We start from the raw sequence: 26451 nt of genomic DNA on the forward strand, positions 1-26451 counted from the left end.
GTGAGACAGTCGCTCACGGCAAACGAGACTTCCCATTTCCTTGCTGCAATGCCGCACCATATATGCGGCATCGCACTAGCTGCATTGCACCATAAATGGAGAAAAGATCACATGGCGCTCATCGGAACCCCGCTTCAGCCGTTCAAGGCGACCGCTTTCAAGGCAGGCAAGTTCGTCGACGTCACCGACGCGGACGTGAAGGGCAAGTGGGCGGTCTTCTTCTTCTATCCCGCCGATTTCACCTTCGTCTGCCCGACGGAGCTTGAGGATCTGGCCGATATCTACCCGACGCTCCAGAAGATGGACGTCGAGGTGTATTCGGTCTCGACCGATACGCACTTCTGCCACAAGGCATGGCACGACACCTCGCCCGCGATCGGCAAGATCAACTACTATATGCTGGGCGACCAGAACCACGCGCTGTCGAACCAGTTCGGCGTGCTGCGTGAAGGCGTCGGCCTGGCCGATCGCGCGACCTTCGTGCTCGATCCGGAAGGCGTCATCCAGCTGGTCGAGATCACGCCGGAAGGCGTGGGCCGCAACGCTGCCGAGCTGCTGCGCAAGGTGAAGGCCGCGCAATATTGGGCGAGCCATCCGGGTGAAGTGTGCCCGGCCAAGTGGGAAGAAGGCGCCGAGACGCTTGCTCCCTCGCTCGACCTCGTCGGCAAGATCTAAGCACCCGCCCGCCCTCTTGCGGGTGCTCTAGAGGCCCGGGGCGAGACTTCCCGTCGCCCCGGGCCATTTTATTTCCAGACTACAGGACACCGCCATGCTCGACGCGCATCTCAAGCAACAGCTCGAAGCCCATCTCGCGAACATCCGCGAGCCGATCGAACTCGTCGCCAGCCTGGGCGACGATGCGAAGTCGCGTGAACTGGGCGGCCTGCTCGACGAGATCGCGGCACTGAGCCCGAAGATCACTGTCGTGCAGGCCGACGACAAGCGCCGCCCAAGCTTCATGATCCGCCGGGTCGGTACCGATATCGGCGTCCGCTTTGCCGGTATCCCGATGGGGCATGAATTCACCTCGCTCGTCCTCGCGCTGCTTCAGGTTGGCGGCCATCCGTCCAAGGCCGCGCGGGACGTGATCGAGCAAGTGAAGGGGCTCGACGGCGAGCTGCATTTCGAAACCTATTTCTCGCTCAGCTGCCAAAACTGCCCCGACGTCGTCCAGGCGTTGAACCTGATGGCAGTCCTCAATCCCAGCATCAGCCACGTCGCGATCGATGGCGGGCTGTTCAAGGACGAGGTGGATAGCCGCAAGGTGATGGCGGTGCCGACCGTGTTCCTGAACGGCGAGCCGTTCGGTTCGGGCCGCATGGAGCTTGAGCAGATCGTCGCCAAGCTCGATACCGGTGCTGAAGCGAAGGCGGCCGAGAAGTTGGCAGCCAAGGAGCCGTTCGACGTGCTGATCGTGGGCGGCGGGCCGGCCGGCGCGGCCTCGGCAATCTATACCGCGCGCAAGGGGCTGCGCGTCGGCGTCGCGGCCGAACGGTTCGGCGGCCAGGTGCTCGACACGATGGGGATCGAGAACTTCATCTCGGTGCCATATACCGAGGGCCCGAAGCTCGCCGCGCAGTTCGAGGCGCACGTCAAGGACAATGACGTCGACATCATGAACCTGCAGCGTGCCGAAAAGCTGATCCCGGCATCACAGGAAGGTGGGCTGCACGAAGTCGTGCTGGCTAATGGCGGGCGCCTGAAGGCCCGGACCATCATCCTCTCGACCGGCGCACGCTGGCGGCAGATGGGCGTTCCGGGTGAGGACGAGTATCGCAACAAGGGCGTCGCTTATTGTCCGCATTGCGACGGCCCGCTGTTCAAGGGCAAGCGCGTCGCGGTGATCGGCGGGGGCAACTCGGGCGTCGAGGCGGCGATCGATCTTGCCGGCATGGTCGCGCACGTCATGCTGATCGAATATGACAGCCAGCTGCGCGCCGACGCGGTGTTGCAGCGCAAGCTTGCCAGCTTGCCCAACGTCAAGATCATCACCTCGGCCCTGACGACGCGGGTCAATGGCGACGAGAAGGTGACGGGCCTCAGCTACAAGGACCGCAACAGTGGCGAGGAGCATGATATCGAGTTGGAGGGGATCTTCGTTCAGATCGGTCTGGTCCCGAACACCGAATGGCTCAAGGACAGCATCGCGTTGACCCCGCGCGGCGAGATTGAGATCGATGCGCGCGGCGAAACATCGCAGCCCGGCATTTTCGCAGCCGGGGACGCGACCACGGTGCCCTACAAGCAGATCGTGATCGCGATGGGAGCTGGTTCGACCGCCGGGTTGTCGGCCTTCGACTACCTTATCCGCCTGCCGGAACGGGAGACGCAGGCAGCGGCTGCCTGAAATGCGCGTGAGAACTCGGCGATCGCCGGGATGACGTGAGCGGGAAAGTCACTTATATCGCCGCCATTCATCGTCTGGAGCGATCAATGGCGGCGACCTACCTTCCGACCCTCAAACAGCTGCAATATCTGGTCGCGCTGAAGGACCATGGCCATTTCGGTCGGGCAGCGGAGGCGTGCTTCGTCACGCAATCGACCCTCTCGGCGGGGCTTCGCGAACTCGAGACGCTGATCGGCGTCGTGCTGGTCGAGCGTACGCGCCGCGTTGTCCGCTTCACCCCCTTGGGAGAGCGGATCGTCGACAAGGCGCGCCGCGTGCTGCGTGAGGCGGATGAGCTCGCAGACCTCGCCCGCTCCGCTGGCCGGCCGCTGTCTGGCGAGATGCGGATGAGCGTCATCCCAACGATCGCGCCGTTCCTGCTTCCCCGCATCCTGCCGCGCCTGAGACGCGACTATCCGGATCTCAAGCTGTTCCTGCGCGAGGAGCCGAGCGGCGCGGCCTGCGAAAGCCTGCACACCGGCCGCACCGATTGTGTGCTGCTGGCCCTCCCCTATGCGTGCGGCGAAGTTGAAACGGCACCGCTGTTCGAAGATCGGCTGTTCGTTGCGTTTCCAGAAGGCGAGTATGGGCCCGATCATGGCGCCGTGACCCCGGGCGAGATCGATGAAACACGGCTGCTGCTGCTTGAGGACGGGCATTGCCTCAAGGACCATGCGCTCGCCGCCTGCAACCGGCCTGAACTGCGCGCGGAGGCGACGATGCTCGGCACCTCGCTTCATACGATGGTGCAGATGGTCGACAACGGCTTGGGCGTAACGATGCTGCCTGAAATGGCGCTGGATGCCGGCATTCTCGATCACACGCATGTCACGGCGCGGCCGCTGAAGGCCGACAATCCATCGCGGCGCATCGCGCTGGTGTGGCGCAAGGCATCCCCGCGGGAGCGCGACTTCCGGCTGCTTGCCGACGTGCTGACTCAGTCGGGCGCCGACTGATCGGCCCAGCGCGCTGCGGCCTGATGGTCGCCAGCGCGCGCCTCGACCCAGGCGGTCACAAGGCCGCGATGTTCCCGCTTCCAGAACGGCGCATTCGTCTTCAAGCGATCGATCAGATAGGCGCACGCGTCCAGCGCTGCGCGGCGATGCGTTGCCGCCGTCGCGATGAACACCACGCGATCGCCCGGCGTCATTGGGCCAACGCGGTGAATGACGACAGCCGACAGGAGCGACCATCGCGCAGCCGCCTGCTCTGCCAGGTCGCACAGCGCCGCTTCGGTCATCCCGGGATAATGTTCAAGTTCGAGGCAGGTTACACCATCATCGCCGCGGACGATGCCGGTGAAGGTGGCGACCGCCCCTGCTCCCAGCTCGTCAACACCGGCCAGCTCGCTGGCAAGATCGATGGGTGCAGGGTCGACCGAGACGCGGATCATCCGCCAGTGACCGGCGGGAAGATTGCGACTTCTTTCGCATTACCGAGGGTAGAATCGAGCGGCACGAACTGCTGGTCCACCGCAGCGCGCAATCGGGTGAGATCACGCAGCGCCGTGGCATGGCCCGGGGTGCGGTCTTTGAGCCATTCGGCGAGATCGGCGACCGTGCATACCGCCTCGGGCGGATCGACCGATTCCTCGCTCATTCCGATCTGTTCCCGCACCCAGGCGAAGTAGAGCACGCGCATCAGCTGTCCATGTGCTTGAGGCCGACGCGCAGATAGTCCCAGCCGGTGATCAGCGTCAGCGCGGCCGCGCCCCATAACATGGCGAGGCTGGTGGCGTGGACCCAGCCTTGATCCGGCACCGCGCCGGCGAGCACCAGGCCGCCGAGCGATGCCAGCTGCAACGCCGTCTTCCACTTGGCAAGCGCCGAAACCGGTACCGAAACCTGGATCCCGCCTAGGAACTCGCGCAAGCCCGACACCGCGATTTCGCGGAGCAGGATCACCATCGCGGCGATCATGTGGATGTCGGCGATGATGCCCTTGGCACACAGGATCAAGATGACCGCTGCAACCATGATCTTGTCGGCGATCGGATCGAGAAAGACCCCCAGCTTGGAAACCGTCCCACGCGACCGCGCGAGATAGCCGTCGAAATAATCAGTGATGCCCATCAGGCAGTAGGTCGCAAAGCCCAGCGCGTAGCCCACCTCCCACTCGCGCCACCACAGGAAAAAGAGCAGCAGCGGCACCGCGACGATTCGCGAGAGGGTCAGGATGTTGGGCAGTGTCAGCATCGTACCAAGCTCTAGCACCGACGAACGCGGCAATCATCCCCCGCCGCGACGGTCGTGTAACGCCGGCCCGATAGCGGTTGCCCCGGCCGGTGCGGCGCGGCTATGCCAGCCCGCAGTATCGACGGACGAAGGCCCGCCACGCTTATGAACAATGCGCTCGGACTGCTCAAAGAGCGCCGTTTTCTGCCCCTTTTCATCACGCAGTTCCTGGGCGCGTTCAACGACAATCTGTTCAAGACCGCGATGGTGCTGTTCGCCACCTATCAAGTGCTGAACGACCCCGATACCGAGTTCGTGTTCAACGCGCTTGCCACCGGCATGGCCTTGATCCCCTTCGTGCTGCTGTCCGCCCTGTCGGGGCAGCTGGCCGATACGCACGACAAGGCGGGCATCATCCGCATCGTCAAGACCGCAGAGATCGGCATCATGATCTTTGGCGGATGCGGCATCATCGTCGCCAAAATGGGTTATTCAATGGTCGGCGTCGGCATGATGCTGGGTGCCGTGCTGATGCTGGGCACGCACTCGACCTTCTTTGGTCCGATCAAATACGCGATTCTTCCTCAACACTTGAACGAGGACGAAGTGCTTGGCGGCACCGGCATGGTGGAGGCCGCGACCTACCTTTCGATCCTGCTCGGCACGGTGATCGCCGGCTGGGTGTCGATCGAGACCGCCGGCTGGCTGACGCTGATGGTCGCAATCATGGGCTGGTTCGTCGGTCGCATGGTCCCGCCCGCACCCCGCCAGGGGGCAAAGCTCGCACTCAACTTCAATCCATTCACGGCATCGTGGCGCCTCATCGCCAACACGATGCACATTCCGCGCCTGTTCTGGGCGATCTGCGCGATCAGCTTCTTCTGGACGATGGGTTCGGTGCTCATCGTCATCTTCACGCCGCTCGCGAAAAACGTCCTGACGTCGGACGAGCGCGTCGCAAGCCTGATGATCGCCACCTTCTCGATCGGAGTCGCCATCGGATCGGTGATCATCAACGCGATGCTCAAGGGCAAGATCTCAGCCAAATATTCGCCGGCTGCGGTCATCGCCATGGCGGTGTTCGTGGTGGCATTCTCGTTTGAATCGCGCTTCTGGATCCCGGCGGCGCGGGGCAGCCTGTATGACATGGCGAGCTTCATCGTGATGCCGCAGGCGTGGCTGGTGCTGGGGACGCTGATCGCCATTGCGATCGCGGGCGGCATGTTCGTGGTGCCGCTCTACGCCTTCCTCACGACGACAGTGACCAAGGATCAGACTGCGCGCACCGTCGCCGCGAACAACATCGTCAACGCCTTTGGCATGGTGTTGGGCGCACTGATGGTCATCGCGATCACGACGCTGGGCGTCGGGCCGGCCGACCAGCTGCTGTTCGTGGCAGGCATGGCGATCGTCTCCGCCTGGATCGCACAGCGACTGCATCGCGCCTGCGATTGATCCTGCCCGAGAGTCAGATCCCTAGAGCAGGAACGTGTAGAAGCAGATGAAGAACGCGGTGAAGCTCACCGCGAACAACTTGAGGTCGCTGTCATCCTCCCGCTGTCTCACAGCGAGGCGAACCTGGCGTACGTGGTTGCGGAACGGATGGCCGTTGGCCCGGCCGGACAGGATGAGGCGACGTCGCATGGCATAGCGTTAACGCGCCGTTTACGATTCCGGCCAATCCCTAGATTAGTTAACAGCGGTTCGGTTTCGGGACAGGCTGGACGCGAAAAGGCCCGGTGAGACGATCGTCTCACCGGGCCTTTTCAGTCCCCTACCGACGGGATTGGTGGAGCCGAGGGGGATCGAACTGCCGCCTCTTAACCATCGAAAAACAAAGACTTTTTCTGAGCCACCGTTACGATTGGCATAGGCGGATGTAACAGTTTTCTCCCGTTGCGCAAGCGCACAGCGCTATCGCTTACTGGCCGAAGCTTTCCGGCGCGCATCGATGACGATTATGTCCGACGCCACTTCCCCGGCCGCGAGAGCGGAATCGCGTAGGCGCTCAATCTTCTTGAGTTTGAGTCCCATGCCGCCGATGTTCATTATCACGAATACGCCAGCGGAGGTGGCCGCAGCTTTTTTATACGCCTCCAGCTGTGTCTTATACCCGTGCTCGACCTTGCCGGTGGATAGCTTCATTTCGACCACCAGCCTGCCGCGAAAGCCGGTTGAGAACTTAAAATCGACCGGGCCTCCCCCCGAGTTTGTTTCGGGAGATATGTCGACATTGTTTACGGCGCACATGACCGTAGCCACAGCAAAGAACAAAAGCTGGCTTGCCCGCTCGTGCCGATGCGCCGTGCCATTCCACAACAGCTCCCACATGTTGTTGTCCTCGACCAGCTTTTTGAACTGATCGATGATGCCAAGGACGGTTGCACGTAAGCTCGCCGCGTCCATGGTTGCAGGCGGTGTCAACATGCCGGCGAAAACCTGGGGGTCTTGATAAAGAATACGCCGGAACTGGTAGTAACCGTCTAGATCGGCTTTTTCGTCATAGCTCTCGGAAGCTGCGGCGACGGCTTTCAAGATTAATCGCAATATACGAACAGACTTGAGGCTGATCTTGCGGACAGCCTTCTTCTTTTCGGTAACACTTGCCTGAGCGAAGTTTCCGAACATTTGATTTACGGCATCGCGTATCTCATGAACCTCCATGACGACGCGCGACACGTCAGACCAATCGGCTGCTAGCGGCAGATCGCGCAGAAGATCGCGGGGCACCAGCACGATAGGCTGAGACGGGTAGTACGGGTTTTCAGGTAAGGCACGGTTCCCATACTGGGGGCCAAAATCCCTAGTGGCGATGTTGTTCGATCGGCAGAACTCGTCGGTGATCTCGCATAGAACCGGCATAAGGAAGCCGGTAGTCATGTCGCTAAGAGTGTCGGGTCCTACGCCTTCCTCAAATAGGCCCATCAGCGGGATCATATCCGGGTTCTTCTCACCCAGCGTGATTATCTCCTTTGCGGTTCGCAGAATGGCATTTCTGAGTTTAGGCGGACGGGAGCTGCCGCTTGTCCCCGCGCCACCGAACCCCAAACCCGTCTCCGGTCGCTCATCTAAGTTGAGGGCCTTAAATGCCCCTTTCCAAGCCGCGTCGCCTTCCGCCTTGGATATGTCAACTAAGCCGATTACGTTGTCGAAAGATTGCTTGATGAGCTTGCGACCGTCCCGTTTGATATGCGAGTTCTGGCTTTTGTGGATCAGCAACGGATCGATAAACAGCTTTGTGTCGCTATTCAGTACCGGATCTAGGAGCTTGGCAGCATCCAGCTTCTTGGGGTCAACCTTGAAGTGCTTTGAAAACAGGACCGGATGAACAAGTGTTTTCTTGCCTGCCAAATCCTCACTCCCGCTTGCTGCAAATAGCTTAGCTAAAGGCTTGAAGTCGGGCAAGCTGCCGAGTTTCAGGTACGTGCATCATCAGCTGCAACCGCCTGTGAGAGGCTAATCACATCGCATGTAAAGGAAGGCTATGACCTACAGCTATTCGCTGCTGGACATCATCACGCTCGATGCTGGAAGTTGGGCCGATTGGTTTTCTGGCGTAGCATCAGGCCTGGCCGTAATCGTAGCACTATCCGCTTACCCCATTGCAAAGCGGCAACGGCGAGCAGAGCAGCACGAACGGGATCAGGAAATCGGCCGAGCCGTAGGCTGGAAGCTGCTTCGTGTGCTCAACCACACCGCTGACATCAATCGCCATATTCAGAGCGGTCTTTCGTCGCAGACTCAACATGCTCCGCCTGGCTTCAAGTTCCCTCTTGTACGGCCCCTAGGCTTGCCCGAGCGCGCAGTACTCGAATTGAACCAATCCGAGATAGACTTTCTCTTGAAGGCCAAATCAGCGGAACTGCTAATGGAAATCGACATGTGCGTAGGTCGCTATCAGTCCATCGCGTATTCAATGGGAGAATACAAGCTACGCCATGAAGCTCTCTTTGAGCTTATGCCGCCGCCTGTTGCAAATGGAGGAACAATCTTTAGCCACAGGCTGAGCAAGGAAGAGGCCGCGCGAGTACGACCCTATTCTATAATGCTCGACGCACTTCTAGACGGGATCATTGAACTCACCCGAGAAAACCTCGCTCGTGCGGTCGCCGCTATCAAACTGTACAACAAGGATATGGAGCGGCATTTTGGCAAGCCACTGATGGACTTCGAAACCGACGAGGAGCTAGCGCCTGAACTGGTCGGAGCGCGGCAATAAACGCATTGCCGGCGATCTAAGCGGCATGTGTTGCACTAAGCCAAAAGGATAGCGGGAGAACACAGGCATGGCTTCGTCGGCATAAGGACAACTTGACCGTTGAGGCATCGTCGTCAAGCTGTGACCTGATTTTGACATACTCGTGCGAGGAGGCAACTCCAACCATACTAGCGCGCATTTCCCCCCGTGGGGTGCCCTGCCCGGCTTGATTATGACATGATGGCACTAACTGCCTTCTAGCGCGCAGCGGCCGTGCCTGCGCCGCGCGTCATCAATGCCTGAGGATCAGCCATGCGGAACCTGACCATTGCAATCCTGCTTGCCCTGCTACTGTGGTTTGGCTCGGCCATCATTCGGCTTGAGCGATACCGTTACGCGGCGATGCTGGGCATGTGCGATCGGCATAGTGGCGAGCTAAGGAGAGCCAAGCGAGAGCAATGCTTGGAGAATACCGAAACGCGAACCAATCCCCTCTGGCACCTCGCCTACGGCCTGCGCCTCATCTGACTGTACCGAAACCGTTCAATTTCGGGCCACCCTGCCATGCTGTACCGAAAACTAGCTTGACGGGCATTTCGGGACGATCCATATTCCGGGACACGTTTTCGGAACAGGAGGCATGAATGCGCAACGTAGATCAAGGGGCGGCGCTGGCATTCGCCCGCGCGGAAGCGGCAAAACTTGCGGACATCGCCGCATGTATCGCCGGGCTTTCAAAGGGGCGGCAACGCGCGAATGCTGTTCGCGCTCAGCGTCGGTATAATGCCACCGCGATTTCGCTTGCCGATGCCCTAGACGGGCCGATCCCCTCCGACATCGCAGAAATGGACGATGCGGCACTCCTCATGGCGTTGGAGGCGTGAGCATGGCTAGAGCATTTGCTTATTGCCGCGTCAGCACGGCCGATCAAACTACCGACAACCAGGTGCGAGAGATCGAGGCGGCGGGCTTCGCCGTCGATGCCAAGCGCGTTGTCACTGAAACCGTTTCGGGATCGGTTGCGGCAATGGAGCGTAAGGGCTTCGCGAAGCTACTGGATCGACTTGAGAGCGGTGACGTGCTGATCGTCACGAAGTTGGATCGCCTTGGCCGCAACGCGATGGACGTGCGCGGCACGGTCGAGCGATTAGCAGCCGATGGAGTGAAGGTGCATTGCCTGGCGTTAGGCGGCATCGACCTGACTTCGCCAGCGGGGAAAATGACTATGGGCGTCATCAACGCCGTGGCAGAGTTCGAGCGCGACTTGCTGATCGAGCGGACGCAATCCGGGCTGGCTAGGGCGAAAGCAGCCGGGAAAGTTCTAGGTCGCAAGCAGGCGCTATCCCAGTCGCAGCAAGAGGATGTGCGTCGGCGTCGTGCAGCGGGGGTATCGCTCGGTACGCTGGCAAAGGAATACGGGGTGTCCCGCTCCTCCATCCAAAGGATTGAACAGCGGGCAGGCCCGTGAAACAGCAAGACAAGCTAGCCTAAGGAATGCGCTTATACTCAGGCCACCCTAATCAATGATGCAAAAAGGAGACAGCCAGGAACGAGATTAGCCTGGAAGTGCTAAGCTGTATTTCCAAAGCGATGCGGCGATGCTTCGACATCGGGAATGGAAGCTCAGCAGATCACACAGCGCGACCAAATCGAAGCCGCACGGGCGCTCATTGAAGAGTTACAGAGCAGTGCCAGGACACCTGCGGTTCTGAGCACCGGGGATCGGGTAGCGTTTCGATACGGTCGCAGCGATGCGGCGCGAACGATGCAGGGGACGATCGCAGGGCGTGGCCGGAGCACCTCTGGTGAAATCGTAGCAATCCAGGTCGAATGTGACGACGGATTGCCCGCGATCGTCCGTGTACGCCCTGCCGCGATCACTGGAAATCCGGAGGCGGCGGCGCGATCCGCAACAGCGGCGAGTAGTCGGGCAGCCGCCCGCGAACTTGCGGACGAACTGGTGGCCCAGGCCGCGCGCGGGAACATCCGGGCAGTAACCCCCCGAGAGAAGGCTGCGGCCGCCGCTCGCAAGCGGTTCGATGCCTCTAATGTCCCGCCATCATCCGGGCCGGTTGCTGGGGCGCTGGCTAAGTCGGCGGCGCGCCGCTCGGAGGCGGCAGCGCGACGTGCCGAGTGCGAGAAGATGGGCCGCTTCTATGTCGAGCCGCATTACTGCCGCAAAGCACGAGCGCAGCGCTGGCGGGTGCAGGATCGGTATACAGGTGAAATCGCGCTGTTCGCACTCGACGGCCTGAAAGTGCCGGCCCGCCTCGCGGGCTACCGCAAGCCAGCCGATGCTATCGCGCACGTGCGCTGGCTTGATAGCTACTTCCACCGGCTAGGCTGCGGCATTGGCCCGCTTCCCGGAGCACTCTCCGACGCTCAGCTTGTTTCCGCTGTGCCTGCAATCGTCTCTGAGACGGTGCCCGCCTGCGTATGGCAGGCCGTCGCCGCCTTCATCCCTGCGGAGCCAGCGCAGAAGCGCTCAACGAAGGCTCGACAGGTGTGCAACAGGGCGGCGTTAGCTGGCCTGTTGATCTACCTCAAAGGCAAGGGAGGCTGGCACAGCATACCGACCGAGATCGGATGCTCAGCAATGCTCGTTCGCAAGCGCTTCACCGAGTGGAGAGCGGCGGGCGTACTGCCGGCAATCCAGCGCGCGATACAGGCCCATCCACACGCCCCGGCAGGGTTGCACTGGGAAAAGCTCGGCGGGCTACCCACGATCGCACCAGAAGAAAGGGCGGCGCTGATCCGACGCATAGAACACTTCCGCCTTACGCAGATGATGACGGTCGGCGAAGCGAGCAAGGCGCTGTTTGGGCATGGATCGGCATACCCGCGCATCCTTGGTGGCGGCGCGGTTTTGGTCCGAACTGCGGAGCGCGCTTTTGCCGGCTTGCACTCGTACCGGGCAGCTTAGTTTGCGGGGCGCGGCTGGCGGCGGATTGAACACGGCCGAATTTGCCCTGCCGAGTCCGTACAGCGTGATTTCAGCGATCCAGCAGATGACATAGCCGCGATCCCCGGAACGGCTCACAGGGCCTCTCAGGGCCTGCCCGAGTAGCGAGGGCACTCGACGGCCTGAAATCGCGGAAGCGGTTGTGTGCGCTGGACCGAATACGGTTTTGAAACCGTCAACCACACGGGGACAAATTCTTCCTGTGCAGCCGTTCGCCGGGCTTATACGGCATCCCGCTCGATAGGGTTCAAACCCGGAGTAGGCCCTTGGAAAAACCGAGGGACAGGCGGGGCGGGCCAGCCATCCGACGCTCATCCAAACTCAGGATCATGCCGGGCGGGCCGGGCTACATCCGATGATCTGTCTGATCGGGAGTAGGCCGGGCAGCTTCCAACGACTCTCCAAATCTAGGATCATATTAGATGAGGAATTGCGTCAGCTAGCGTTAGCGAACCTGCCCGCGACGCTTATTAATGCCTGCCACCAACTCTGCCCTAACGGCTACCCGCGTATCATCCCAGGTCTTTGCCATTGGCTGCTTTGCCATGAAGGCCCAGTGCCTGACCTGATACTCGGCAACCTTCGCCTCTTGCTCACAAAGCAGGAGGGCGGCGTCCGCTACGGCTTCCGCTGTGGCTTCATTGCCTTGTAATCGGCCGGAAGCATCTAGCAGGCAATCGAACCATACGCCCGTCGCTGGACTCTGGGCTGACAATGCAAGCGCAAGCAGGATCATCCGCGAAGATTAGGCGGATACTTGCTCTTGTCCAGCTGCTTTCGCCCCGGCGCGCATCGGGGCACTATCTCTCTGATAATTGTGGACATGATCCACCGAAAACAAGGGAACAATGACGTTTCATACCGTGAATACCTCTGCGCTTAACAGCGTGGAGGCCGAACAATACTTCACCGGCACCGATCGCCGGTACATGACGGGGCTACGCGCAACCCTGGAAATGCTGGGACTGCCCCTACCCGACTATGCCATGCGCCAGCCCGCAGGGCGGCGTCCTGCCAAGGCCGTCATGGCCGCTTATCAACTCGACAATCACAGCCAGCGTCACCCTGCCGGCTACCGTCCGCGCCGCGAGAATGCGTCGTCGGAAACCGTTGCGGCCGCACGCGCCAAATCCAACAGGAACCAATGACAATCCGAACCTCAGACGAAATCCGCGATGACCTTGCTGTCCAAGGCAAGGCGCTGGCCCAGGCGAACGCGGACGCCGCTCTCCACGAAAGGCTTATTGCCGCTAAAGCGGAGGCCACACGGCTCCGCAAGGTTTGTGATGGTCTTACTGCCGAACTTAGCCAGGCGCAGGCCGCTGAGGCCAAGGCCGTCATCGCCAAGTTCGAGGCTGGAAACCGGAACTTCCGGGTCGAGCGCGTCCAACACGACCAGCGCAAAGGCATAGCGCACGACCGCTTTGTCATCACATGGGAGCGCCTGTGCTATGACATGAACGCCCATGATAGCGTATGGCAGGACCAGACCATTGATGGCTTCGCCGTACTTCCCGATGACGTGATGCAGTACATTCTCCGGCACAAGCCGCAGGTCATTCCCGCCGACATCCTTGCGCTCGCTCCGGACGATCCGTTCGAGGCAATGGGCCGCTACCTGACTGGCAAGGCGCGGGGCTATTTTAAGGCATGACGGGCATACTCCCGTGGACGGTAACGCAATGCTGGGCATGGGCGGAGGTCAGCCCTCCCCTTGCTGATCTTGCTGGCGTTCCTGCTTACGATGCGGCGATCCGGCCAGAAACCTTGGATGGCTTGGCTGAACAAGCTGGCGATTGGGGACCGTTCGCACAACAGCTGGCAATTTGGTTTGCGGTCGAGGCGACTTGCGCCGACAACGATGCGCAGGCAGGCGTCCGCGCGCACTCGGACGAACTGACCGCAGCGGCCGGCTTCCCTGCCACCATCGGCACCCGCCCGGCCGCGCAGCCCGACGACGCGGCAGAGGTTGCCTTGGCGGAATACCGCAGATGGCGTTTGCAGGGGCAACCTTTGCTTATCGGCGGCATCGCCTGTGCATTGTCGGCGGTTCGGGCAGAGGCGAACGCCGCGCGCTGGCGGCGCGAAAGCAAGGGCACGGTCGGCCGTGACCTGATCGACCTGTTCGATGCAGGATTGACCCCGCGCAATGGCGCGACGCCGCCGCACTCCACGACCTGATTACGAAGCGCCGCAGCGCGCATACGAAAGACACAACATGAATCAATTCGCAGGAGGTAACTCCTGATGGCTACCGGCTACGATCGGCGGCAAGCATCGCGCGACACGTTCGCGTTCAAACCGGCTGCGGCAGGCCAGCAGCAGGCGCGGGCCTCCGGTCAAAGCCGGGGCGCGCAGCTCGTCGGCGGACAGTCCGTTGGCGAGGGCGTCGCGGCTGGCCCGCAGACGGACGCCGGCCCGGTCGCGGCTGGGCTGGGCCAGTTCGTCAAGCAGATCATGGAGCCGCACATCCAGCGGCGTCAGCAGGAGGAGTTCTTCAAGGGCTACACCCGCGCCCAAGAAGGCGTGGCGCTGGAGGAGATTACCACCTCGTCCAAGGGCCTGAACAAGGTTTTCGGCCCGACCGCCTACGAGCAGGGCGCGCGGGTTTTTACGGCCCAAGGCGCAATCGCCACCTGGCAGCAGGGCCGCATGGCGGAAATGGATCAACTCAAACGGCTCCCGCCCGACGAACTCGCCAAGGTGCTCGCCACCACCTCCCAGGAAATCATGACCGGCGACCCGTTCGCGGACCAGATTTTGCAGAAAGACCTGATCGAGGCAGGCGGGCCGCTGACGGCGCTTGTCGCCAAGGAGCGCTACACCTTCCTGCAAAGCGAGGCCGCGCGAACGTACGGCGAACTCGGCAGCAAGGCCGGTACGTCGCTCCAGCAGATCGCCACTGCGAACGCCCGGCTGACTGCACCCGATGACGCCACGACTACCGCGCTCGCGCAGCAGACGCAGGTGTTCCTCGGCACGATGGTCAAGCCCGAGGGCATGGACGACGAGACGTACCGCAAGTTCCTCTACAACTTCATGGCGGGCGCTATGGAGCGCGGCGACTTCTACGCCGTGTCGGCGCTGCGTCGGGCCGGCATCACCGCCGTGTTCGGCGACGACGAGAAGCTAAAGCTGGAGAACGCATACGAGCGCTACGGCAACCGCGTGCTCGGCAAGGCCGTCATGCAGCCAGAGTTCGCCGACCGGCTGCTCAAGCTCGACACGCGCATGAAGATGGCGGAAATCCAGACCGAGGGCGGCATCACGCCGATCGAGGCGGCGCAGGAGCTTGCGTCGATCAACGCGGAACTCAAGCGCGCCACAGGGATCGAGGACATCGACCTGTTCGACATGGAGGACATCCGCGGCGCGGCGGGCGATGTGGTCAAGGCCACGGTGTCCGCGTTCAAGCGCGCGCAGGACCGCCAGTGGCAGATCGCCGATCGCAACCAGCAGCGCCAATGGGACTTGGAGGACCAGGCCCGCGAGGATGCGCAGGAGACGGCCCAAGTCGGCGCTATGTGGGCGGCTGGCGCGGTCAACTCCGGCATCGCCGCTGGCATGAAGGCGGGCGACTTCGACGTGCTCGCCATCAACGATTACCGCGCCGGCAACTTCAAGAACATCGCCAATGCCTACGCCCGCGAGGGCTGGGTGTCCGGCCGCACCGGCAGCATGATGCGCGCCCGGATCACGAGCAGCCTCGGCCAGCAGTACACCAAGGAGTTCAAGGCGGGGCACGACGAATGGGCGGCGCTCTACAAGGCGAACCCGGCAGCGGCGAAGGCGTACTACGGCAATCTCCACCTGCCGATGCAGCGGTTCGACCAGCTGGTGAAGGGAGGCACCTCGCCGCAGATCGCCTTCGTGCGCAGCTTCGGCGATCCCGCCGTTTACTCCAAGGATCGCGTCCCGCCCGAGCGGCGGAAGGGCGTGCAAGAGGCAGCCGAGAAGGCCATCGCCGACACGCAGCCCTACACTCTGTTCGGCTACGGCATCACCGGCACGCCGCTCAATGAGAGCAGCAAGCGCGCCTTGGTCAACGCCGTGCGCGAGAACGCAGGTGTGGCCGTCAGCGCCGCGCCGGGCCTGTCCGATGACGCAGCAGTGCGCCAGGAGTTCAAGGCGCTCACGCAGTCCGGCCGCGCCGAAGTTTACGGCGCATGGGCCTGGACCGGCAACCCGGCAGGCACGACGCCGCTTTGGCGAATGCTGGGCGTCAAGCAGGGCGAGGCCGAGAAGATCATCGACTCGGCCATTGCGGGGGCGCTGCGCGCATCGGGCAGTAATCCCACGGACGGCATCGTTACGCGCATACAAGATACGCAGACGGGCAAGCCTGCCCTTGTGGTGCAGGGCACTGCCGATGGCGAGGATCGCATCGTCGTTATCCCGTACAGCAAGCTGGCGACTGCGGCCCGTGCCCGCGTCGAGGGCGAAGTCCGTGGCAACCAGCGCAAGCGCCGCGTGACGAACCCCAACCCGTACATCCCAATGAACTAAGGAACATGAATGACGGACCCCAGGGGTTCCACCCGTCCCGGTAGCCGTTCCTCCACAGCAACGAACGAGGACAATTGATTGGCTCGACAAGCCGCAATGACCAAATTTGTACGGCAGCAACTTCCCCAGGATCGGCACCTGCCGCCGTTCCGGCCTCTCCAAAAGGCCCCTCCCTACAGCCATCCCCGCCGCCCCCGCAGCTTTCACGAGTTGCGGGAACGGCTTGGCGAATACGGCCCCCTGGCAGTGCGAGCCGCTGAGTTGGCGGCGCTAGTCCGATGGATACATGACACCCCGGAAATGAGCGCACCCGCCGATGTGGCGATGCTGAGCGCCAAGCTCGCGATGGATGCTCTCTACGCAGCCGCAGGCTTGCCGCTGCCAACGGGCAGGCCCCGGCTGGACCTTTTGCCGCGCCTGTCGCCCGAAAGTCAGGACGAAGCGCGCCGCGCTCTCCATGGGATCAGCGCCGAGTGGAATGCGGCCGGCCGCCCGTACCTCAATGGCGAACGTATCGCCAAAACCTACACCTACACAAAATCCTGCATGAACAAGAAAGAGCGGAATGACCGCATTTAATCCGAAGCAGCGCGCTCAGATCAACGCCGCGCTTTGCGTCGCGCACGAGGCGGGCAAAGATGTTGCGCCCATCCAGCGGCGCGCGCAGACCATCATGGCAACCGGGCATGACCCGTGGCGCGCATACAAGGCGGCGATCGGCGAGTTCGCCAAAGCCAATCCTGCGCTTCGCCCTGCAATGGCGCGGATCGACGCGCTGATCGAGGCGAGCGATGCGACCACCGTGGCGAAGTACGACAGCGCCCTGAGCACGTACATCCGCACGGGCGACGAAGCCGCAGTAGCCGGCCTTGAACCGATGATGCGGGCGGACATGACGGCGCTAGCCGTACGCAACGGCGAAATCTCCGCCGACGATGCCGCAGCGGGCCGCGTGAACTGGGCCGGCTTGGGCATGGGCTGGGATGACGGGAAGCCGCAGCAGTTCGCGTTCGCCACACCTCCTCAGGGCACAGCTGAGCAACGCCCCGCCCCTGCCACTCAGGCCGGCCCGATCCCTCCAGCGCTGCCCCCAGGGGGGGCAGGCCGGGACGCGTGGAGCAATCAGCAGGGAGTTAGCGCCCGCCCGCGCGCATCAATCGAAAGCGACGGCCGTGCGGAGCGAGCTTGGGAGGGTGTCGCGGCCCCGTTGGCGGGACCGTTGCCAGCAACTTCAATATAGGCGGAAGGAGGGCCGGGTTAATCCTGGTCCTTCGCCGTCCAAGGCTCGATCGTCGTAAGTCCCGGAATGCGATACAGCGCCATCCCTGCCACGACCTGATGAGCCGGGTAGCCGCTGCCGTATTCGTCGGCAACGTCGCCTGGGCTGTGCCCCATAATCTGCCGCTGCACACCTTCCACAATGCCCGCGCCACGCGCGTACTGCTTGAACGTATGGCGGAAGGAATGAAACACCATCCGCCTGTCCGTCACCTTGCAGGTTCCCCGCAAATGGACGCTAAACCACTCGCCCCACTTAGCGGTGAGGCGTCCGTACACATTAGGGCGAAGTTGAAATAGGCGATCGGCTTTGCTCTCCCGCACGCTTTCCACAAACCGGATGAAACCTAGCCGCTCTAGCTCGGGGTGCACGGGGACGGAGCGCTCACTGGCGGCATTCTTGAGCTTTAGCTTATCGTCCGCTTCCTCTTTAATGTGGATGAACCACGATTGCTGCGGCTTTCCATCGGCGTCAGGATACGTCACGCGCTCCACGTCCGACGGGCGTAGCTGTCCAAGCTCCTCCATACGCGCTCCGGTGTAGAGCGCGAGCAGCGGCAACCAGAAAGAGGCCTCTCCCCTGCCCCCCGTCGGCCGCTCGCCATCTGTATATATCGCGCTAGCAAAGATGCGATTGAGCGAGGCTAGATCGAACTCACGCCGCCTATTCCTGGCTGCCTCAGCGTCTCTGATCGACACCCCCGCCGCCGCGTTTTCTTTGGCGTAGTCATTCTCGGACGCCCATTGGAGCAACGTTCGCAGCCGGCTCAATTTCATCTTGATGTTGGCGGCGGACTGCCCCTCCTGGACCAGCTTCGTCTTGAAGGTGAGCACATCCGCCCGCGTGATCGCGCCCACAGGCTTCCGGCCCGCCCGCTCATAGAACCATCGTGCAACGGCCCGGTGCGTGTCCACGCCCTTTTTGGCAACCTTTCGCTCTGCCGACCACAAGTCGACAATCTCGCCATCCAACATCACGCCGGACGTTTGTGCAGCTGGTGCCCGTGGCGATGCAGGAGCCTCCGTTGACGCGGCAGGCGACCCGTCCAGCGCGGCCCGCTGCACCTTCATTGAAGCCAGCCGATCGCGGAGGATGTCCCGATCGAACTCGACTTCCTCGAACAGGTAGGCGACGGTGCGCTCCTCCGGTGTCATTTCAGCGGTTCGGCCACGCAGGCGGTTTCGCAGCGCTGCAATGGCGTCAGATAGCTCCTCCCGCCGCGCCTCTTTCTCATCCGCCTCCCGCAGGCCGATTTCAGAGGCTACGCGGTCATGTTCTTCCCGCGCGGCCTCATAGGCTGCGGCCCGATCCGATCGAGCCTGCACGACGTCCTGTGGGGAAATTTGAGACATCCTGGCGCGGGCTTTGTCGAGCAGCCCGTCCGTTTCAATCGTATGGCGAGGAATGAGGCGTTTGGCCTCGTCGCGATCCTTGGTGCGCAGACTCAGCATGAACTCGCTGCGACCGCCGAACGCGGGCCGCAGATCAGCCGGGATGACCCGCCGAAAATAGTAGGTCGAGCCGCGTTTCGCGAGGTGAGTACACATGGCTTTCGCTCCTGCTACGTTTGTAACAGCCGCTCGTAAAAAGCCTAGGTTTTCTGCCGTTTTGCTGCGTTTTCAGCAGCTTGGAACGGATGGTGGAGCCGAGGGGGATCGAACCCCTGACCTTCGCAATGCCATTGCGACGCTCTCCCAGCTGAGCTACGGCCCCATCCGTCCGGGAAGGCGGCGTTTAGCAGCCGCCGCGCGGTTTGCAATCCGCTTTCCCCGCTTTTTTAGCTTTCGTCTTCGTCATCGGCGGTAGCGACGCCCAGATCGTCGTCGCCGCCCAGATCGACATCGTCGTCCGGCGAGCCTTCCGCATCCTCATCGACGTCCAGATCGGCGTCAAGATCGGTGTCAGCGTCCTTCGTCTTGTCCACGTCGGCCTTCACCGCCTCGAACGGCAGCGGCTGCTTCGACTTCAGGATTGGCTCAGGCTCCCAGGCGAACGCACAGGCGATGCAGGTGACCGGTTCGTCCTTGGTCAGATCATAGAAGCGCGTCGCGCATTTCGGGCAAGTCCGCTTCGTGCCCCATTCCGGCTTCACCATAGTGCCGCTCTAACCTTTGCTGCGATTTTCAAGGATGACGGGAATTTGCGTCCCCGCTGAAGTGGCGCGCGCCTTGCCATAGCGCAAGCCCCCTGTCAAAGCCGCGGCCGATGAGTGCCTCGACCCCCTTCCCCTTCGCCATCGACGCGCGCGGCCCGCTGCGCGGCGCGCTAACCGTCCCGGGCGACAAGTCGATCAGCCACCGATCGCTGATGTTCGCCGGCCTGGCCGTAGGCGAAAGCCGGATCGAGGGGTTGCTGGAGGGCGAGGACGTACTGGCGACCGCCGCCGCGATGCGCGCGATGGGCGCGACTGTCGAACGCCACGATGACGGTGCCTGGCACGTGTGGGGCGTCGGCGTGGGCGGGCTGCTCCAGCCGGAAACGGCGCTCGAGATGGGCAACTCCGGCACGTCCACCCGCTTGCTCATGGGGTTGATCGCCAGCCACGGCATCACAGCCACCTTCACCGGCGACGCGTCGCTGTCGAAGCGGCCGATGGGCCGCGTGATCGATCCACTGTCCCGAATGGGCGCCGAGTTCACGTCCAGCCCGGGTGGGCGCTTGCCGCTGACGATGCGCGGCCTGAATCCGGCAGTGCCGATCGATTACACCCTGCCGGTCGCGTCGGCGCAGGTGAAGTCGGCCGTGCTGCTGGCGGGACTGAACGCACCGGGTATCACGCGGGTGATCGAACCGATCGCCACGCGCGATCATAGCGAGCGGATGCTGACCGGCTTTGGCGCGGAACTGTCGGTCGAGGACTCGCCTCAGGGCCGGGTCATCTCGATCCGTGGAGAAGCAGAGCTGAAGCCGCAGCAGATCACGGTTCCCGGTGACCCGTCTTCCGCGGCGTTCTGGATGGTCGCGGCCTCAATTGTGCCGGGGTCGGACGTGACGATCGCCAATGTGGGCCTTAATCCCACGCGCACCGGCATCATCACCGCGCTGCGCATGATGGGCGCGGATATTGCCGAGATCGACCGGCGCGTCGTCGGGGGCGAGCCCGTCGCCGATCTGCGCGTACGCCATGCCCCGCTGTCCGCCATCCAAGTGCCCGCGGACCTCGCGCCCAGCATGATCGATGAGTATCCGGCGCTGTTCGTCGCTGCGGCCTTTGCCGATGGTCGTACGATCGCGCGCGGGGCCGATGAGCTGCGCGTCAAGGAGTCCGATCGCATCGCTGCCATGGCCGCGGCGCTTAGCAACAATGGTGTGGCGATCGAGGAGTTCGAGGACGGCCTTGCCATCACCGGCAGTGCGGGCAAGCCGATTGCCGGGGGCGGCGCGGTCGCTTCCAAACTGGACCACCGTATCGCGATGAGCATGGTCGTGGCCGGCCTGGGCGCCCGTGCGCCAGTACGTATCGACGATGCGGCGCCGGTCGCGACCAGCTACCCAAGCTTTTTCACGACGCTCGACCAACTGACCGGCCGGGACGAACCCGCATGATCATCGCTGTTGACGGACCCGCCGCATCGGGCAAGGGCACCATCGCCCGCGCGCTGGCGCGCCATTATCACCTGCCGCATCTCGACACCGGGCTGCTCTATCGCGCGGTCGCAGCGACAGTGCTTCGCGAGGAACTGGACCCGGAACGCGAGGCGGACGCGGTCGCCTCCTGCGGTTTCGACGACCTGCTGCTGGCCGACGAGTATCTGCGGACGGACGAGGTCGGCAAGGTCGCGTCGATCGTGTCGGCCCACCCGCTGGTTCGCGCGGCACTGTTGCAACGTCAGAAGCGGTTCGCGCTTCAGCCGGGCGGCGCGATTCTGGACGGGCGGGACATAGGGACGGTGATCGCCCCTGATGCGGACGCCAAGCTGTTCATCAAGGCGACGCCGACGATCCGCGCTCAGCGCCGTCATGCCGAACTGAAGAAAGCCGGCCTGTCCGTCAGCATCGACAAGGTGCTGGCAGACATTCGAGCTCGCGACGAGCGGGATTCGAAACGCGCAGCAGCGCCGCTGGTCGCCGCGCCGGACGCAGCAGTGCTCGACACAAGCTTCCTGTCGATCGATTCGGCCGTGCAGAAGGCGATCCAGCTGGTTGAGCGACTCCGCGCAGCGAAGGCCGGCCGACTTTAGTCGCCTGTGGGCCGCTGCTGCTCGCTTGCCTGAAGCTCAAGGAACCGGTCGAGCAAGGCCAGGCGGGTCGCGATATCGCGTCGGTAGCCGGCACCGGCCGGTGTCAAGGCGAGTGCGTCTGCCCAGAGCGGCCGCGCGGCGGCGAACTGCCCGGCGCGCACTTGCGCCAGTCCGTAGAAAAAGCGTGGACCCGGATGCTTCGGCGCAAGCGTGATCGCGCGACGGAATGCGACCGCCGCCGCTGGCGAGACGGTGCGGCCATCCGCCTCGGCCAGCACGACACCGAGCCAGGTCCACAGCGCCGAGTCCTGGGGCGAAGAACGCACCCCGCCGAGCATGAGCCTTGCCGCACGGCGGGCGTCCCCGCCACGGATCAGGGCGTCCGAGGCGAAAAAGTAGCTGTCGTCCGACGTGAATCGCCCGAACATGGCGCCGCGCAGGTCGCGCAGCATGGGATCGTCCTGCTGCGCCTTGCGGCCGGCTTCGACTGGCGCGCCCGGCAGATCGGACCGCGCCTGCAGCGCATAACCGGCTGCACCGAGCATCAGTGCCGCGCCGGCTAATGACCACAAGCTGCGCGGCAGACCGAGAAGCCACAGCAACGTAAACACCGCTGCGCCGATCCCCGCCAGGGCAAGCCAGCCCATCATGCGCGACGCCTCCGCCGAAGCGATCCGCGCGCAAGCCAAAGCCCTGCGGCCAGCAGAAGCAGCGGCGCGAGCCATAGCGGCGCGGTTGCCCAACTCAGTGGCGGGTCATAGGTCACATAGCTGCCATAGCGTTCGATCAGCCACGCGCGCACCTCAGACGGCTTCTCGCCTGCTGCGATCTTCTGCCGCACGACGCGGCGCATGTCCGCGGCCATGTCGACATCGCTGTCGTGGATCGACTGCCCCTGGCAGACGAGGCAACGCAGCTCTGCCATCAGTTCGGCCGCCTGCGCTTCCTTCGTGGCATCGGGGATCTGCGCATAGCCGAGATCGACGGGCATGCCGGCCGTGAGCGCCAGCGCGATCATCATGCTCATCGCGCGTCCTCCAGCGCCTTGAGCAGTTTGGGCACGTCTTCCTCGCGAATGTCGCCGATATGCTGCGCCGCGATCCGACCCTGCCCGTCGATGACGAAGGTTTCGGGCACGCCAGACGAGCCGATGCTGATCTGAACCTGGCTCTGCGGATCGCTGCCGATCCGGGCATAAGGGTCGCCGTGCCGGGCAAGGAAAGCGGCGACTGCCTGCGGCGTGTCGCGGATCGCGATCGCATCGATCTGGACCCCTGCGGCCTTCAGCTTCATCAACTGGGGCGCTTCGGCGATGCAGGGTACGCACCAGCTGGCAAAGACGTTGAGCAGGCGCGGCTTGCCGGTCGCCAGGTCGCCGCGGTCCAGCCCCGGCTTGGCGGGGAGCAGCGGCGCCAGCGCGAAGTCGGGCAGCGGCTTACCGATCAACGCCGATTTCACCACCGTGTCGGGCGGCGCGATCAGCCGCGACCCTGCAACCGCAACCAGCCCGGCGAACACGATGAGAGGGACCCAGAGCAGCCAGCGCTTCATTCCGCTTCCTCTCGACGACGCACGCTGCGCCGCTCGCGAGAGATACGGCCGATCAGCGACAAGGCACCGCCAAGCGCAATCAATCCGCCGCCGAACCAGATCAACGTCACGAACGGCTTCCACCACAGCCGCAGCTGCCACCGGCCCTGTGCATCCTGGGCACCCAGCACGGCGTATAGCTGGCCATCGACACGGGTGCGGATCGAGGCTTCCGCGGTATCCGTGGGCGGCGAGGCGTAGAAGCGCCGTTGCGGCGTGAGCAGCAAGGGCGTGCCCCCGTCACTCCGTATGGCCGTCACGCGACCTTCGACCGCCGACCAGTTATCGCCGACTACCGGCGCAACGCCGTTCAGCACGATCCGCCACGGCCCGACATAATAGGGTTGACCATAGCGCGCAGCCACCAGCCGCTCGCTCGTGAACGCGCTGTCCGCCGCCATCCCGGCCAAGCTGACCGCGCAGCCGAAATGGGCCACGATCATGCCCCAGGTGAACAGCGGCGTGCGCAACAGATTGCGCCTCCACAGCGGCGCGAAGCTGGCGATCGCAACGGCGGCGGCAAGACCCAGGCCGACGATCTCCATCCAACTGGCATCGTCCGCGGCCAGGAACGTCGCTGCCGTCACGAGCGCCGCCGCCCCGGCCGGCACCGTCATCTTCTCCAGTATCGCGTTGGCCTCGTCACGGCGCCAGCGCAGCATCGGTCCCACGGCCATGGCCGCGACCAGGAAAAGCGCGATCGGTCCCGTCGTCTTATTGAAAAAGGGCGGCCCCACCGACAACTGTTGCCCCATGGCCTGCGCCACGATGGGGTAGAGCGTGCCGATGAGGACGATGCCCAGAATGACGCTGAGCAGCAAGTTGTTGAGGACCAGCCCGCCTTCACGACTCAGCAGGTCGAATGGCTGTCCCGCCTTCACTCGCCCGACCCGCGCGCCGTACAGGGCAAGCGCGCCGCCGATATAGATGGCGAGCAGCACCAGAATGAAACTGCCGCGCGTCGGATCGACGGCAAAGGCATGGACACTGGTCAGGATGCCCGATCGTACCAGGAACGTGCCGAGCATCGACATCGAAAAGGCAACGACCGCCAGCATGAGGGTCCAGGCGCGCAGTCCGTCCCGGGCCGCCAGCACGTTGACCGAGTGCAGCAAGGCGGTCGCGGCGAGCCAGGGCATCAGCGATGCGTTCTCGACCGGGTCCCAGAACCACCAGCCGCCCCAGCCAAGTTCGTAATAGGCCCAATAGCTGCCTGCGGTGATGCCGATGGTCAGGAATATCCAGGCGCCCAGTACCCACGGCCGCATCGCGCGGGCGAAGACGGGTCCGACCTCGCGCGTGATCATGGCGCCGACCGCAAAGGAAAAGGCGATCGAAAGCCCGACATAGCCGAAATAAAGCGTCGGCGGATGGAACGCCAGGCCAGGGTCCTGAAGCAGCGGATTCAATCCCATGCCATCGAGTGCCGGCGGATCGAGGCGGGTAAACGGGTTCGAGGCGATCACCAGAAATGCGTAGAAGCCCAGCGCGATGAACGCCTGTGCCCCCAAGGTGGCGATCAGCGTCGCGCGATCCAGCTTGCGCTCGAACATCGCGATGCCCGCGCCGGCAAGCGCGAGCACGGTCACCCACAGGAGCATCGAGCCTTCGTGATTGCCCCACGCACCAGCGAACTTGTACAGCAGCGGCTTGGCCGAATGACTGTTCTGCGCCACGAGCAGCACCGACATATCGCTGCGCAGGAAAAGTATGATCAGCAGTGCGAACGACAGCGCGGCAAGTGCCCCCTGTGCAATCGCCACCGGCCGCACCGCGGCGGCCAGTTCGTCCTGCTTCAGCCGGAGCCCGAGCGCCGCGGACGCCAGCTGAAGCAGCGCCATCGCCGCCGCGAACCACAGCGCCGCCAGTCCTGCCTCGGCAATCATTTGGTGCCAGCCGCAGTCGTGCCGGCCCCAGCAGCCGCCATCTTGTCGGCGATCTCCGGCGGCATGTAGCGCTCGTCATGCTTGGCGAGCAAATTGTCCGCAACGAAGCCGCCGGCATCAGTGAACTTGCCCTCAGCGACCACGCCGGACCCTTCCTTGAACAGGTCGGGCGCGACGCCGGTGAACCGCACCGGCACTTTCGCCGCATTGTCGGTGACGACGAAGGCGATAGTGACTCCGTCGCTCAAGTGCCTGATCGACCCCTTCTCGACCATGCCGCCAAGCCGGACTGCCTTGTCCGTCAGGGGCGACTTGGTCGCAACGTCGCTCGGCGTATAGAAGAACGCAGCCTGGTCCTGCAGCGCCGACAACGCAAGCCCACTCGCCCCGCCGATCGCGCCCAGCGCGGCGAGGCCCAGGAACAGGCGCTGATGCTTGCGCTTCACCGGCGGTCTCGCAACGCTTCAGCCGCGCGTTCGGCTCGACGCATCGCGATCCAGCTTGCGAGCGACAGCCCGCCCACCCCGATCGCGGTAACCACATAGGCAGCGATGATGAACGGCCAATGGTTCATGCCGTCATCCGACGTATACGTGCCTCGATCCGCTGTTCAGCCAGTGCGGAACGCATCCGCATCAGCACGACCCCGCCGAACAACAGGCTGAAGCCCATCAGGTTGACCAGCAGCGGCCATAGCATCGACGGGTCGATTGTCGATTTCGTCAGTGACAGGCTCTGCCCCTGATGCAGCGTGTTCCACCACACCACCGAATAGCGTATCACCGGCAACAGCGCGGTGCCGGCAATGCCCAGCAAGGCCGGAATGCGACCGTCGCCGCCACGCTCACGGTCGGCGCGTTCGAGTGCGATCCAGCCGATATAGATGAACAGCAGCAAGAGCATCGTGCTCAACCGCCCGTCCCACTCCCACCACGTCCCCCAGGTGGGCCGGCCCCAGATCGAACCGGTGATCAGACACAGCGCCGCGAACACCGCCCCGACGGGCGCGATCGCGCGCGCCGCCAGCGCCGCGAGCGGATGACGCCAGACTAGGAAGGCGAAGCAGGCCAGCGCCAGGCTGCTCCATCCCCCCATGCCCAACCAAGCGCTGGGCACATGGATGTACATGATCCGCACGCTTTCCTTTTGCAGGTAATCCGGCGGGGTTTGAGTCAGCCCGCCCCAGCAGCCGAACAGCACCAGCGCCAGCCCGCCCCAGAACAGAAGCGGCGTCAGCAAGCGCGCGATTTTCAGGAAGCGCGTGGGATTGGCGAGAGCGTGGATCACGA

General features: G+C 63.4%; 32 protein-coding genes and 1 tRNA gene. 17 read left to right on the forward strand and 16 right to left on the reverse strand.

The window, feature by feature from the left end; translation table 11 throughout:
- Positions 1–111 precede the first annotated feature (111 nt).
- The 3 genes from ahpC to BFL28_RS18785 all read left to right on the forward strand — a co-directional run bounded on the left by ahpC (position 112) and on the right by BFL28_RS18785 (position 3342).
- A complete protein-coding gene (gene ahpC / locus BFL28_RS18775) occupies positions 112–675 on the forward strand; it encodes an alkyl hydroperoxide reductase subunit C (RefSeq protein WP_069322052.1) in 564 nt (187 codons plus the stop codon).
- A gap of 94 nt (positions 676–769) precedes the next feature.
- The gene (gene ahpF / locus BFL28_RS18780) at positions 770–2347 is read left to right on the forward strand and encodes an alkyl hydroperoxide reductase subunit F (protein ID WP_069322053.1); all 1578 of its coding nucleotides are present in this window, start codon (positions 770–772) and stop codon (positions 2345–2347) included.
- An 86-nt stretch (positions 2348–2433) separates the two neighbouring features.
- A complete protein-coding gene (locus tag BFL28_RS18785; protein WP_069322054.1) occupies positions 2434–3342 on the forward strand; it encodes a hydrogen peroxide-inducible genes activator in 909 nt (302 codons plus the stop codon).
- Here the strand turns inward: BFL28_RS18785 and BFL28_RS18790 are convergent.
- The 3 genes from BFL28_RS18790 to pgsA are packed head-to-tail and all read right to left on the reverse strand — an operon-like array spanning position 3324 to position 4581.
- Positions 3324–3779, reverse strand: a complete 456-nt coding sequence (locus tag BFL28_RS18790; protein ID WP_069322055.1) for a molybdenum cofactor biosynthesis protein MoaE — start codon at positions 3777–3779, stop codon at positions 3324–3326. The genes BFL28_RS18785 and BFL28_RS18790 overlap by 19 nt on opposite strands.
- Positions 3776–4027 (reverse strand): molybdopterin converting factor subunit 1, encoded by a 252-nt coding sequence (gene moaD / locus BFL28_RS18795; RefSeq protein WP_069322056.1) that lies wholly within the window; start codon positions 4025–4027, stop codon positions 3776–3778. Before moaD ends, BFL28_RS18790 begins: the two co-directional genes overlap by 4 nt.
- Positions 4027–4581 (reverse strand): CDP-diacylglycerol--glycerol-3-phosphate 3-phosphatidyltransferase, encoded by a 555-nt coding sequence (gene pgsA / locus BFL28_RS18800; RefSeq protein WP_069322057.1) that lies wholly within the window; start codon positions 4579–4581, stop codon positions 4027–4029. The genes moaD and pgsA overlap by 1 nt, the downstream gene beginning before the upstream one ends.
- A 144-nt stretch (positions 4582–4725) precedes the next feature.
- Here pgsA and BFL28_RS18805 point away from each other — a divergent pair, with 144 nt between their 5' ends.
- A complete protein-coding gene (locus BFL28_RS18805) occupies positions 4726–6015 on the forward strand; it encodes an MFS transporter (RefSeq protein ID WP_069322058.1) in 1290 nt (429 codons plus the stop codon).
- A gap of 21 nt (positions 6016–6036) precedes the next feature.
- On the opposite strand, the gene BFL28_RS21210 is transcribed toward BFL28_RS18805, so the two are convergent.
- Both BFL28_RS21210 and BFL28_RS18810 read right to left on the reverse strand, forming a co-directional pair.
- Positions 6037–6204, reverse strand: a complete 168-nt coding sequence (locus BFL28_RS21210) for a hypothetical protein (protein WP_173655799.1) — start codon at positions 6202–6204, stop codon at positions 6037–6039.
- A 270-nt stretch (positions 6205–6474) separates the two neighbouring features.
- Positions 6475–7965: a hypothetical protein gene (locus tag BFL28_RS18810; RefSeq protein WP_241527404.1), complete on the reverse strand. Its 1491-nt coding sequence runs from the start codon at positions 7963–7965 to the stop codon at positions 6475–6477.
- 79 nt (positions 7966–8044) lie between these two features.
- On the opposite strand from BFL28_RS18810, the gene BFL28_RS18815 reads away from it, so the two are divergent.
- The 5 genes from BFL28_RS18815 to BFL28_RS18835 all read left to right on the forward strand — a co-directional run bounded on the left by BFL28_RS18815 (position 8045) and on the right by BFL28_RS18835 (position 11681).
- Positions 8045–8779 carry a hypothetical protein gene (locus BFL28_RS18815; protein ID WP_069322060.1) on the forward strand — a complete coding sequence of 245 codons (735 nt, stop codon included), beginning with the start codon at positions 8045–8047 and terminating at the stop codon, positions 8777–8779.
- A gap of 291 nt (positions 8780–9070) precedes the next feature.
- Positions 9071–9286, forward strand: coding sequence for a hypothetical protein (locus BFL28_RS18820; protein WP_069322061.1), 216 nt, complete (start codon positions 9071–9073; stop codon positions 9284–9286).
- 116 nt (positions 9287–9402) lie between these two features.
- Positions 9403–9642 (forward strand): hypothetical protein, encoded by a 240-nt coding sequence (locus BFL28_RS18825; RefSeq protein WP_069322062.1) that lies wholly within the window; start codon positions 9403–9405, stop codon positions 9640–9642.
- Positions 9643–9644: 2 nt separating this feature from the next.
- On the forward strand, positions 9645–10226 hold the full coding sequence (locus tag BFL28_RS18830) for a recombinase family protein (protein WP_069322063.1): 582 nt from the start codon (positions 9645–9647) through the stop codon (positions 10224–10226).
- A gap of 147 nt (positions 10227–10373) precedes the next feature.
- Positions 10374–11681: a transposase gene (locus tag BFL28_RS18835; RefSeq protein ID WP_069322064.1), complete on the forward strand. Its 1308-nt coding sequence runs from the start codon at positions 10374–10376 to the stop codon at positions 11679–11681.
- 484 nt (positions 11682–12165) lie between these two features.
- On the opposite strand, the gene BFL28_RS21215 is transcribed toward BFL28_RS18835, so the two are convergent.
- Positions 12166–12456, reverse strand: coding sequence for a hypothetical protein (locus tag BFL28_RS21215; protein ID WP_069322065.1), 291 nt, complete (start codon positions 12454–12456; stop codon positions 12166–12168).
- 112 nt (positions 12457–12568) lie between these two features.
- Between BFL28_RS21215 and BFL28_RS18845 the strand changes: the two genes are divergently transcribed.
- From BFL28_RS18845 to BFL28_RS18870, 6 genes are all read left to right on the forward strand, one after another.
- Positions 12569–12868 carry a hypothetical protein gene (locus BFL28_RS18845; RefSeq protein ID WP_069322066.1) on the forward strand — a complete coding sequence of 100 codons (300 nt, stop codon included), beginning with the start codon at positions 12569–12571 and terminating at the stop codon, positions 12866–12868.
- A complete protein-coding gene (locus BFL28_RS18850) occupies positions 12865–13374 on the forward strand; it encodes a hypothetical protein (protein ID WP_069322067.1) in 510 nt (169 codons plus the stop codon). Before BFL28_RS18845 ends, BFL28_RS18850 begins: the two co-directional genes overlap by 4 nt.
- A 122-nt stretch (positions 13375–13496) precedes the next feature.
- Positions 13497–13901 carry a hypothetical protein gene (locus tag BFL28_RS18855; RefSeq protein ID WP_069322068.1) on the forward strand — a complete coding sequence of 135 codons (405 nt, stop codon included), beginning with the start codon at positions 13497–13499 and terminating at the stop codon, positions 13899–13901.
- Positions 13902–13967: 66 nt separating this feature from the next.
- Positions 13968–16226 (forward strand): hypothetical protein, encoded by a 2259-nt coding sequence (locus tag BFL28_RS18860; protein WP_069322069.1) that lies wholly within the window; start codon positions 13968–13970, stop codon positions 16224–16226.
- A gap of 300 nt (positions 16227–16526) precedes the next feature.
- On the forward strand, positions 16527–16805 hold the full coding sequence (locus BFL28_RS18865; protein WP_069322070.1) for a hypothetical protein: 279 nt from the start codon (positions 16527–16529) through the stop codon (positions 16803–16805).
- Complete coding sequence (locus BFL28_RS18870; protein WP_069322071.1) at positions 16792–17466, forward strand: hypothetical protein; 675 nt, start codon at positions 16792–16794, stop codon at positions 17464–17466. The genes BFL28_RS18865 and BFL28_RS18870 overlap by 14 nt, the downstream gene beginning before the upstream one ends.
- Positions 17467–17483: 17 nt before the next feature.
- Here BFL28_RS18870 and BFL28_RS18875 read toward each other — a convergent pair whose 3' ends face one another.
- The 3 genes from BFL28_RS18875 to BFL28_RS18885 all read right to left on the reverse strand — a co-directional run bounded on the left by BFL28_RS18875 (position 17484) and on the right by BFL28_RS18885 (position 19600).
- Positions 17484–19052 (reverse strand): site-specific integrase, encoded by a 1569-nt coding sequence (locus BFL28_RS18875; protein ID WP_069322072.1) that lies wholly within the window; start codon positions 19050–19052, stop codon positions 17484–17486.
- A 90-nt stretch (positions 19053–19142) separates the two neighbouring features.
- Positions 19143–19218, reverse strand: a tRNA-Ala gene (locus BFL28_RS18880).
- A gap of 64 nt (positions 19219–19282) precedes the next feature.
- On the reverse strand, positions 19283–19600 hold the full coding sequence (locus BFL28_RS18885) for an FYDLN acid domain-containing protein (RefSeq protein WP_069322073.1): 318 nt from the start codon (positions 19598–19600) through the stop codon (positions 19283–19285).
- 110 nt (positions 19601–19710) lie between these two features.
- Here BFL28_RS18885 and aroA point away from each other — a divergent pair, with 110 nt between their 5' ends.
- Both aroA and cmk read left to right on the forward strand, forming a co-directional pair.
- Positions 19711–21051: a 3-phosphoshikimate 1-carboxyvinyltransferase gene (gene aroA, locus BFL28_RS18890; protein ID WP_069322074.1), complete on the forward strand. Its 1341-nt coding sequence runs from the start codon at positions 19711–19713 to the stop codon at positions 21049–21051.
- Positions 21048–21686, forward strand: a complete 639-nt coding sequence (cmk, locus tag BFL28_RS18895; protein WP_069322075.1) for a (d)CMP kinase — start codon at positions 21048–21050, stop codon at positions 21684–21686. Before aroA ends, cmk begins: the two co-directional genes overlap by 4 nt.
- On the opposite strand, the gene BFL28_RS18900 is transcribed toward cmk, so the two are convergent.
- Genes BFL28_RS18900 through ccmC form a run of 7 tightly spaced genes read right to left on the reverse strand, consistent with a single transcriptional unit; the run spans position 21683 to position 26449 of the window.
- Positions 21683–22333 carry a tetratricopeptide repeat protein gene (locus BFL28_RS18900; protein ID WP_069322076.1) on the reverse strand — a complete coding sequence of 217 codons (651 nt, stop codon included), beginning with the start codon at positions 22331–22333 and terminating at the stop codon, positions 21683–21685. The genes cmk and BFL28_RS18900 overlap by 4 nt on opposite strands.
- Entirely contained in the window at positions 22333–22704 is a 372-nt protein-coding gene (locus BFL28_RS18905; protein ID WP_420911780.1) for a cytochrome c-type biogenesis protein, read from the reverse strand. Before BFL28_RS18905 ends, BFL28_RS18900 begins: the two co-directional genes overlap by 1 nt.
- Positions 22705–22709: 5 nt before the next feature.
- On the reverse strand, positions 22710–23237 hold the full coding sequence (locus BFL28_RS18910; RefSeq protein WP_069322078.1) for a DsbE family thiol:disulfide interchange protein: 528 nt from the start codon (positions 23235–23237) through the stop codon (positions 22710–22712).
- Positions 23234–25162, reverse strand: a complete 1929-nt coding sequence (locus tag BFL28_RS18915; protein ID WP_069322079.1) for a heme lyase CcmF/NrfE family subunit — start codon at positions 25160–25162, stop codon at positions 23234–23236. The genes BFL28_RS18910 and BFL28_RS18915 overlap by 4 nt, the downstream gene beginning before the upstream one ends.
- The gene (ccmE, locus tag BFL28_RS18920) at positions 25159–25608 is read right to left on the reverse strand and encodes a cytochrome c maturation protein CcmE (protein WP_069322080.1); all 450 of its coding nucleotides are present in this window, start codon (positions 25606–25608) and stop codon (positions 25159–25161) included. The genes BFL28_RS18915 and ccmE overlap by 4 nt, the downstream gene beginning before the upstream one ends.
- Positions 25605–25736, reverse strand: a complete 132-nt coding sequence (locus tag BFL28_RS20425) for a heme exporter protein CcmD (protein WP_079247308.1) — start codon at positions 25734–25736, stop codon at positions 25605–25607. The genes ccmE and BFL28_RS20425 overlap by 4 nt, the downstream gene beginning before the upstream one ends.
- The gene (gene ccmC / locus BFL28_RS18925) at positions 25733–26449 is read right to left on the reverse strand and encodes a heme ABC transporter permease CcmC (RefSeq protein WP_173655800.1); all 717 of its coding nucleotides are present in this window, start codon (positions 26447–26449) and stop codon (positions 25733–25735) included. The genes BFL28_RS20425 and ccmC overlap by 4 nt, the downstream gene beginning before the upstream one ends.
- Positions 26450–26451 lie beyond the last annotated feature (2 nt).

This window comes from Sphingomonas turrisvirgatae, assembly GCF_001721295.1.
Classification (GTDB): Bacteria; Pseudomonadota; Alphaproteobacteria; order Sphingomonadales; family Sphingomonadaceae; genus Sphingomonas; species Sphingomonas turrisvirgatae.

What these genes read in the sequence shown, in the direction of transcription:
- moaD (WP_069322056.1), bottom strand. Translation starts at nt 4,027, where the DNA reads ATGCGCGTGCTCTACTTCGCCTGGGTGCGGGAACAGATCGGAATGAGC.
- cmk (WP_069322075.1), top strand. Translation starts at nt 21,048, where the DNA reads ATGATCATCGCTGTTGACGGACCCGCCGCATCGGGCAAGGGCACCATC.
- BFL28_RS18820 (WP_069322061.1), top strand. Translation starts at nt 9,071, where the DNA reads ATGCGGAACCTGACCATTGCAATCCTGCTTGCCCTGCTACTGTGGTTT.
- BFL28_RS18835 (WP_069322064.1), top strand. Translation starts at nt 10,374, where the DNA reads ATGGAAGCTCAGCAGATCACACAGCGCGACCAAATCGAAGCCGCACGG.
- BFL28_RS18870 (WP_069322071.1), top strand. Translation starts at nt 16,792, where the DNA reads ATGACCGCATTTAATCCGAAGCAGCGCGCTCAGATCAACGCCGCGCTT.
- aroA (WP_069322074.1), top strand. Translation starts at nt 19,711, where the DNA reads ATGAGTGCCTCGACCCCCTTCCCCTTCGCCATCGACGCGCGCGGCCCG.
- BFL28_RS18785 (WP_069322054.1), top strand. Translation starts at nt 2,434, where the DNA reads ATGGCGGCGACCTACCTTCCGACCCTCAAACAGCTGCAATATCTGGTC.
- BFL28_RS20425 (WP_079247308.1), bottom strand. Translation starts at nt 25,736, where the DNA reads ATGAACCATTGGCCGTTCATCATCGCTGCCTATGTGGTTACCGCGATC.
- BFL28_RS18865 (WP_069322070.1), top strand. Translation starts at nt 16,527, where the DNA reads ATGAGCGCACCCGCCGATGTGGCGATGCTGAGCGCCAAGCTCGCGATG.
- BFL28_RS18845 (WP_069322066.1), top strand. Translation starts at nt 12,569, where the DNA reads ATGACGTTTCATACCGTGAATACCTCTGCGCTTAACAGCGTGGAGGCC.
- BFL28_RS18815 (WP_069322060.1), top strand. Translation starts at nt 8,045, where the DNA reads ATGACCTACAGCTATTCGCTGCTGGACATCATCACGCTCGATGCTGGA.
- BFL28_RS18910 (WP_069322078.1), bottom strand. Translation starts at nt 23,237, where the DNA reads ATGAAGCGCTGGCTGCTCTGGGTCCCTCTCATCGTGTTCGCCGGGCTG.
- BFL28_RS18805 (WP_069322058.1), top strand. Translation starts at nt 4,726, where the DNA reads ATGAACAATGCGCTCGGACTGCTCAAAGAGCGCCGTTTTCTGCCCCTT.
- BFL28_RS18790 (WP_069322055.1), bottom strand. Translation starts at nt 3,779, where the DNA reads ATGATCCGCGTCTCGGTCGACCCTGCACCCATCGATCTTGCCAGCGAG.
- BFL28_RS18885 (WP_069322073.1), bottom strand. Translation starts at nt 19,600, where the DNA reads ATGGTGAAGCCGGAATGGGGCACGAAGCGGACTTGCCCGAAATGCGCG.
- BFL28_RS18850 (WP_069322067.1), top strand. Translation starts at nt 12,865, where the DNA reads ATGACAATCCGAACCTCAGACGAAATCCGCGATGACCTTGCTGTCCAA.
- ahpF (WP_069322053.1), top strand. Translation starts at nt 770, where the DNA reads ATGCTCGACGCGCATCTCAAGCAACAGCTCGAAGCCCATCTCGCGAAC.
- BFL28_RS21210 (WP_173655799.1), bottom strand. Translation starts at nt 6,204, where the DNA reads ATGCGACGTCGCCTCATCCTGTCCGGCCGGGCCAACGGCCATCCGTTC.
- ahpC (WP_069322052.1), top strand. Translation starts at nt 112, where the DNA reads ATGGCGCTCATCGGAACCCCGCTTCAGCCGTTCAAGGCGACCGCTTTC.
- BFL28_RS18915 (WP_069322079.1), bottom strand. Translation starts at nt 25,162, where the DNA reads ATGATTGCCGAGGCAGGACTGGCGGCGCTGTGGTTCGCGGCGGCGATG.
- BFL28_RS21215 (WP_069322065.1), bottom strand. Translation starts at nt 12,456, where the DNA reads ATGATCCTGCTTGCGCTTGCATTGTCAGCCCAGAGTCCAGCGACGGGC.
- BFL28_RS18860 (WP_069322069.1), top strand. Translation starts at nt 13,968, where the DNA reads ATGGCTACCGGCTACGATCGGCGGCAAGCATCGCGCGACACGTTCGCG.
- BFL28_RS18825 (WP_069322062.1), top strand. Translation starts at nt 9,403, where the DNA reads ATGCGCAACGTAGATCAAGGGGCGGCGCTGGCATTCGCCCGCGCGGAA.
- pgsA (WP_069322057.1), bottom strand. Translation starts at nt 4,581, where the DNA reads ATGCTGACACTGCCCAACATCCTGACCCTCTCGCGAATCGTCGCGGTG.
- BFL28_RS18900 (WP_069322076.1), bottom strand. Translation starts at nt 22,333, where the DNA reads ATGGGCTGGCTTGCCCTGGCGGGGATCGGCGCAGCGGTGTTTACGTTG.
- BFL28_RS18830 (WP_069322063.1), top strand. Translation starts at nt 9,645, where the DNA reads ATGGCTAGAGCATTTGCTTATTGCCGCGTCAGCACGGCCGATCAAACT.
- BFL28_RS18905 (WP_420911780.1), bottom strand. Translation starts at nt 22,704, where the DNA reads ATGATCGCGCTGGCGCTCACGGCCGGCATGCCCGTCGATCTCGGCTAT.
- BFL28_RS18875 (WP_069322072.1), bottom strand. Translation starts at nt 19,052, where the DNA reads ATGTGTACTCACCTCGCGAAACGCGGCTCGACCTACTATTTTCGGCGG.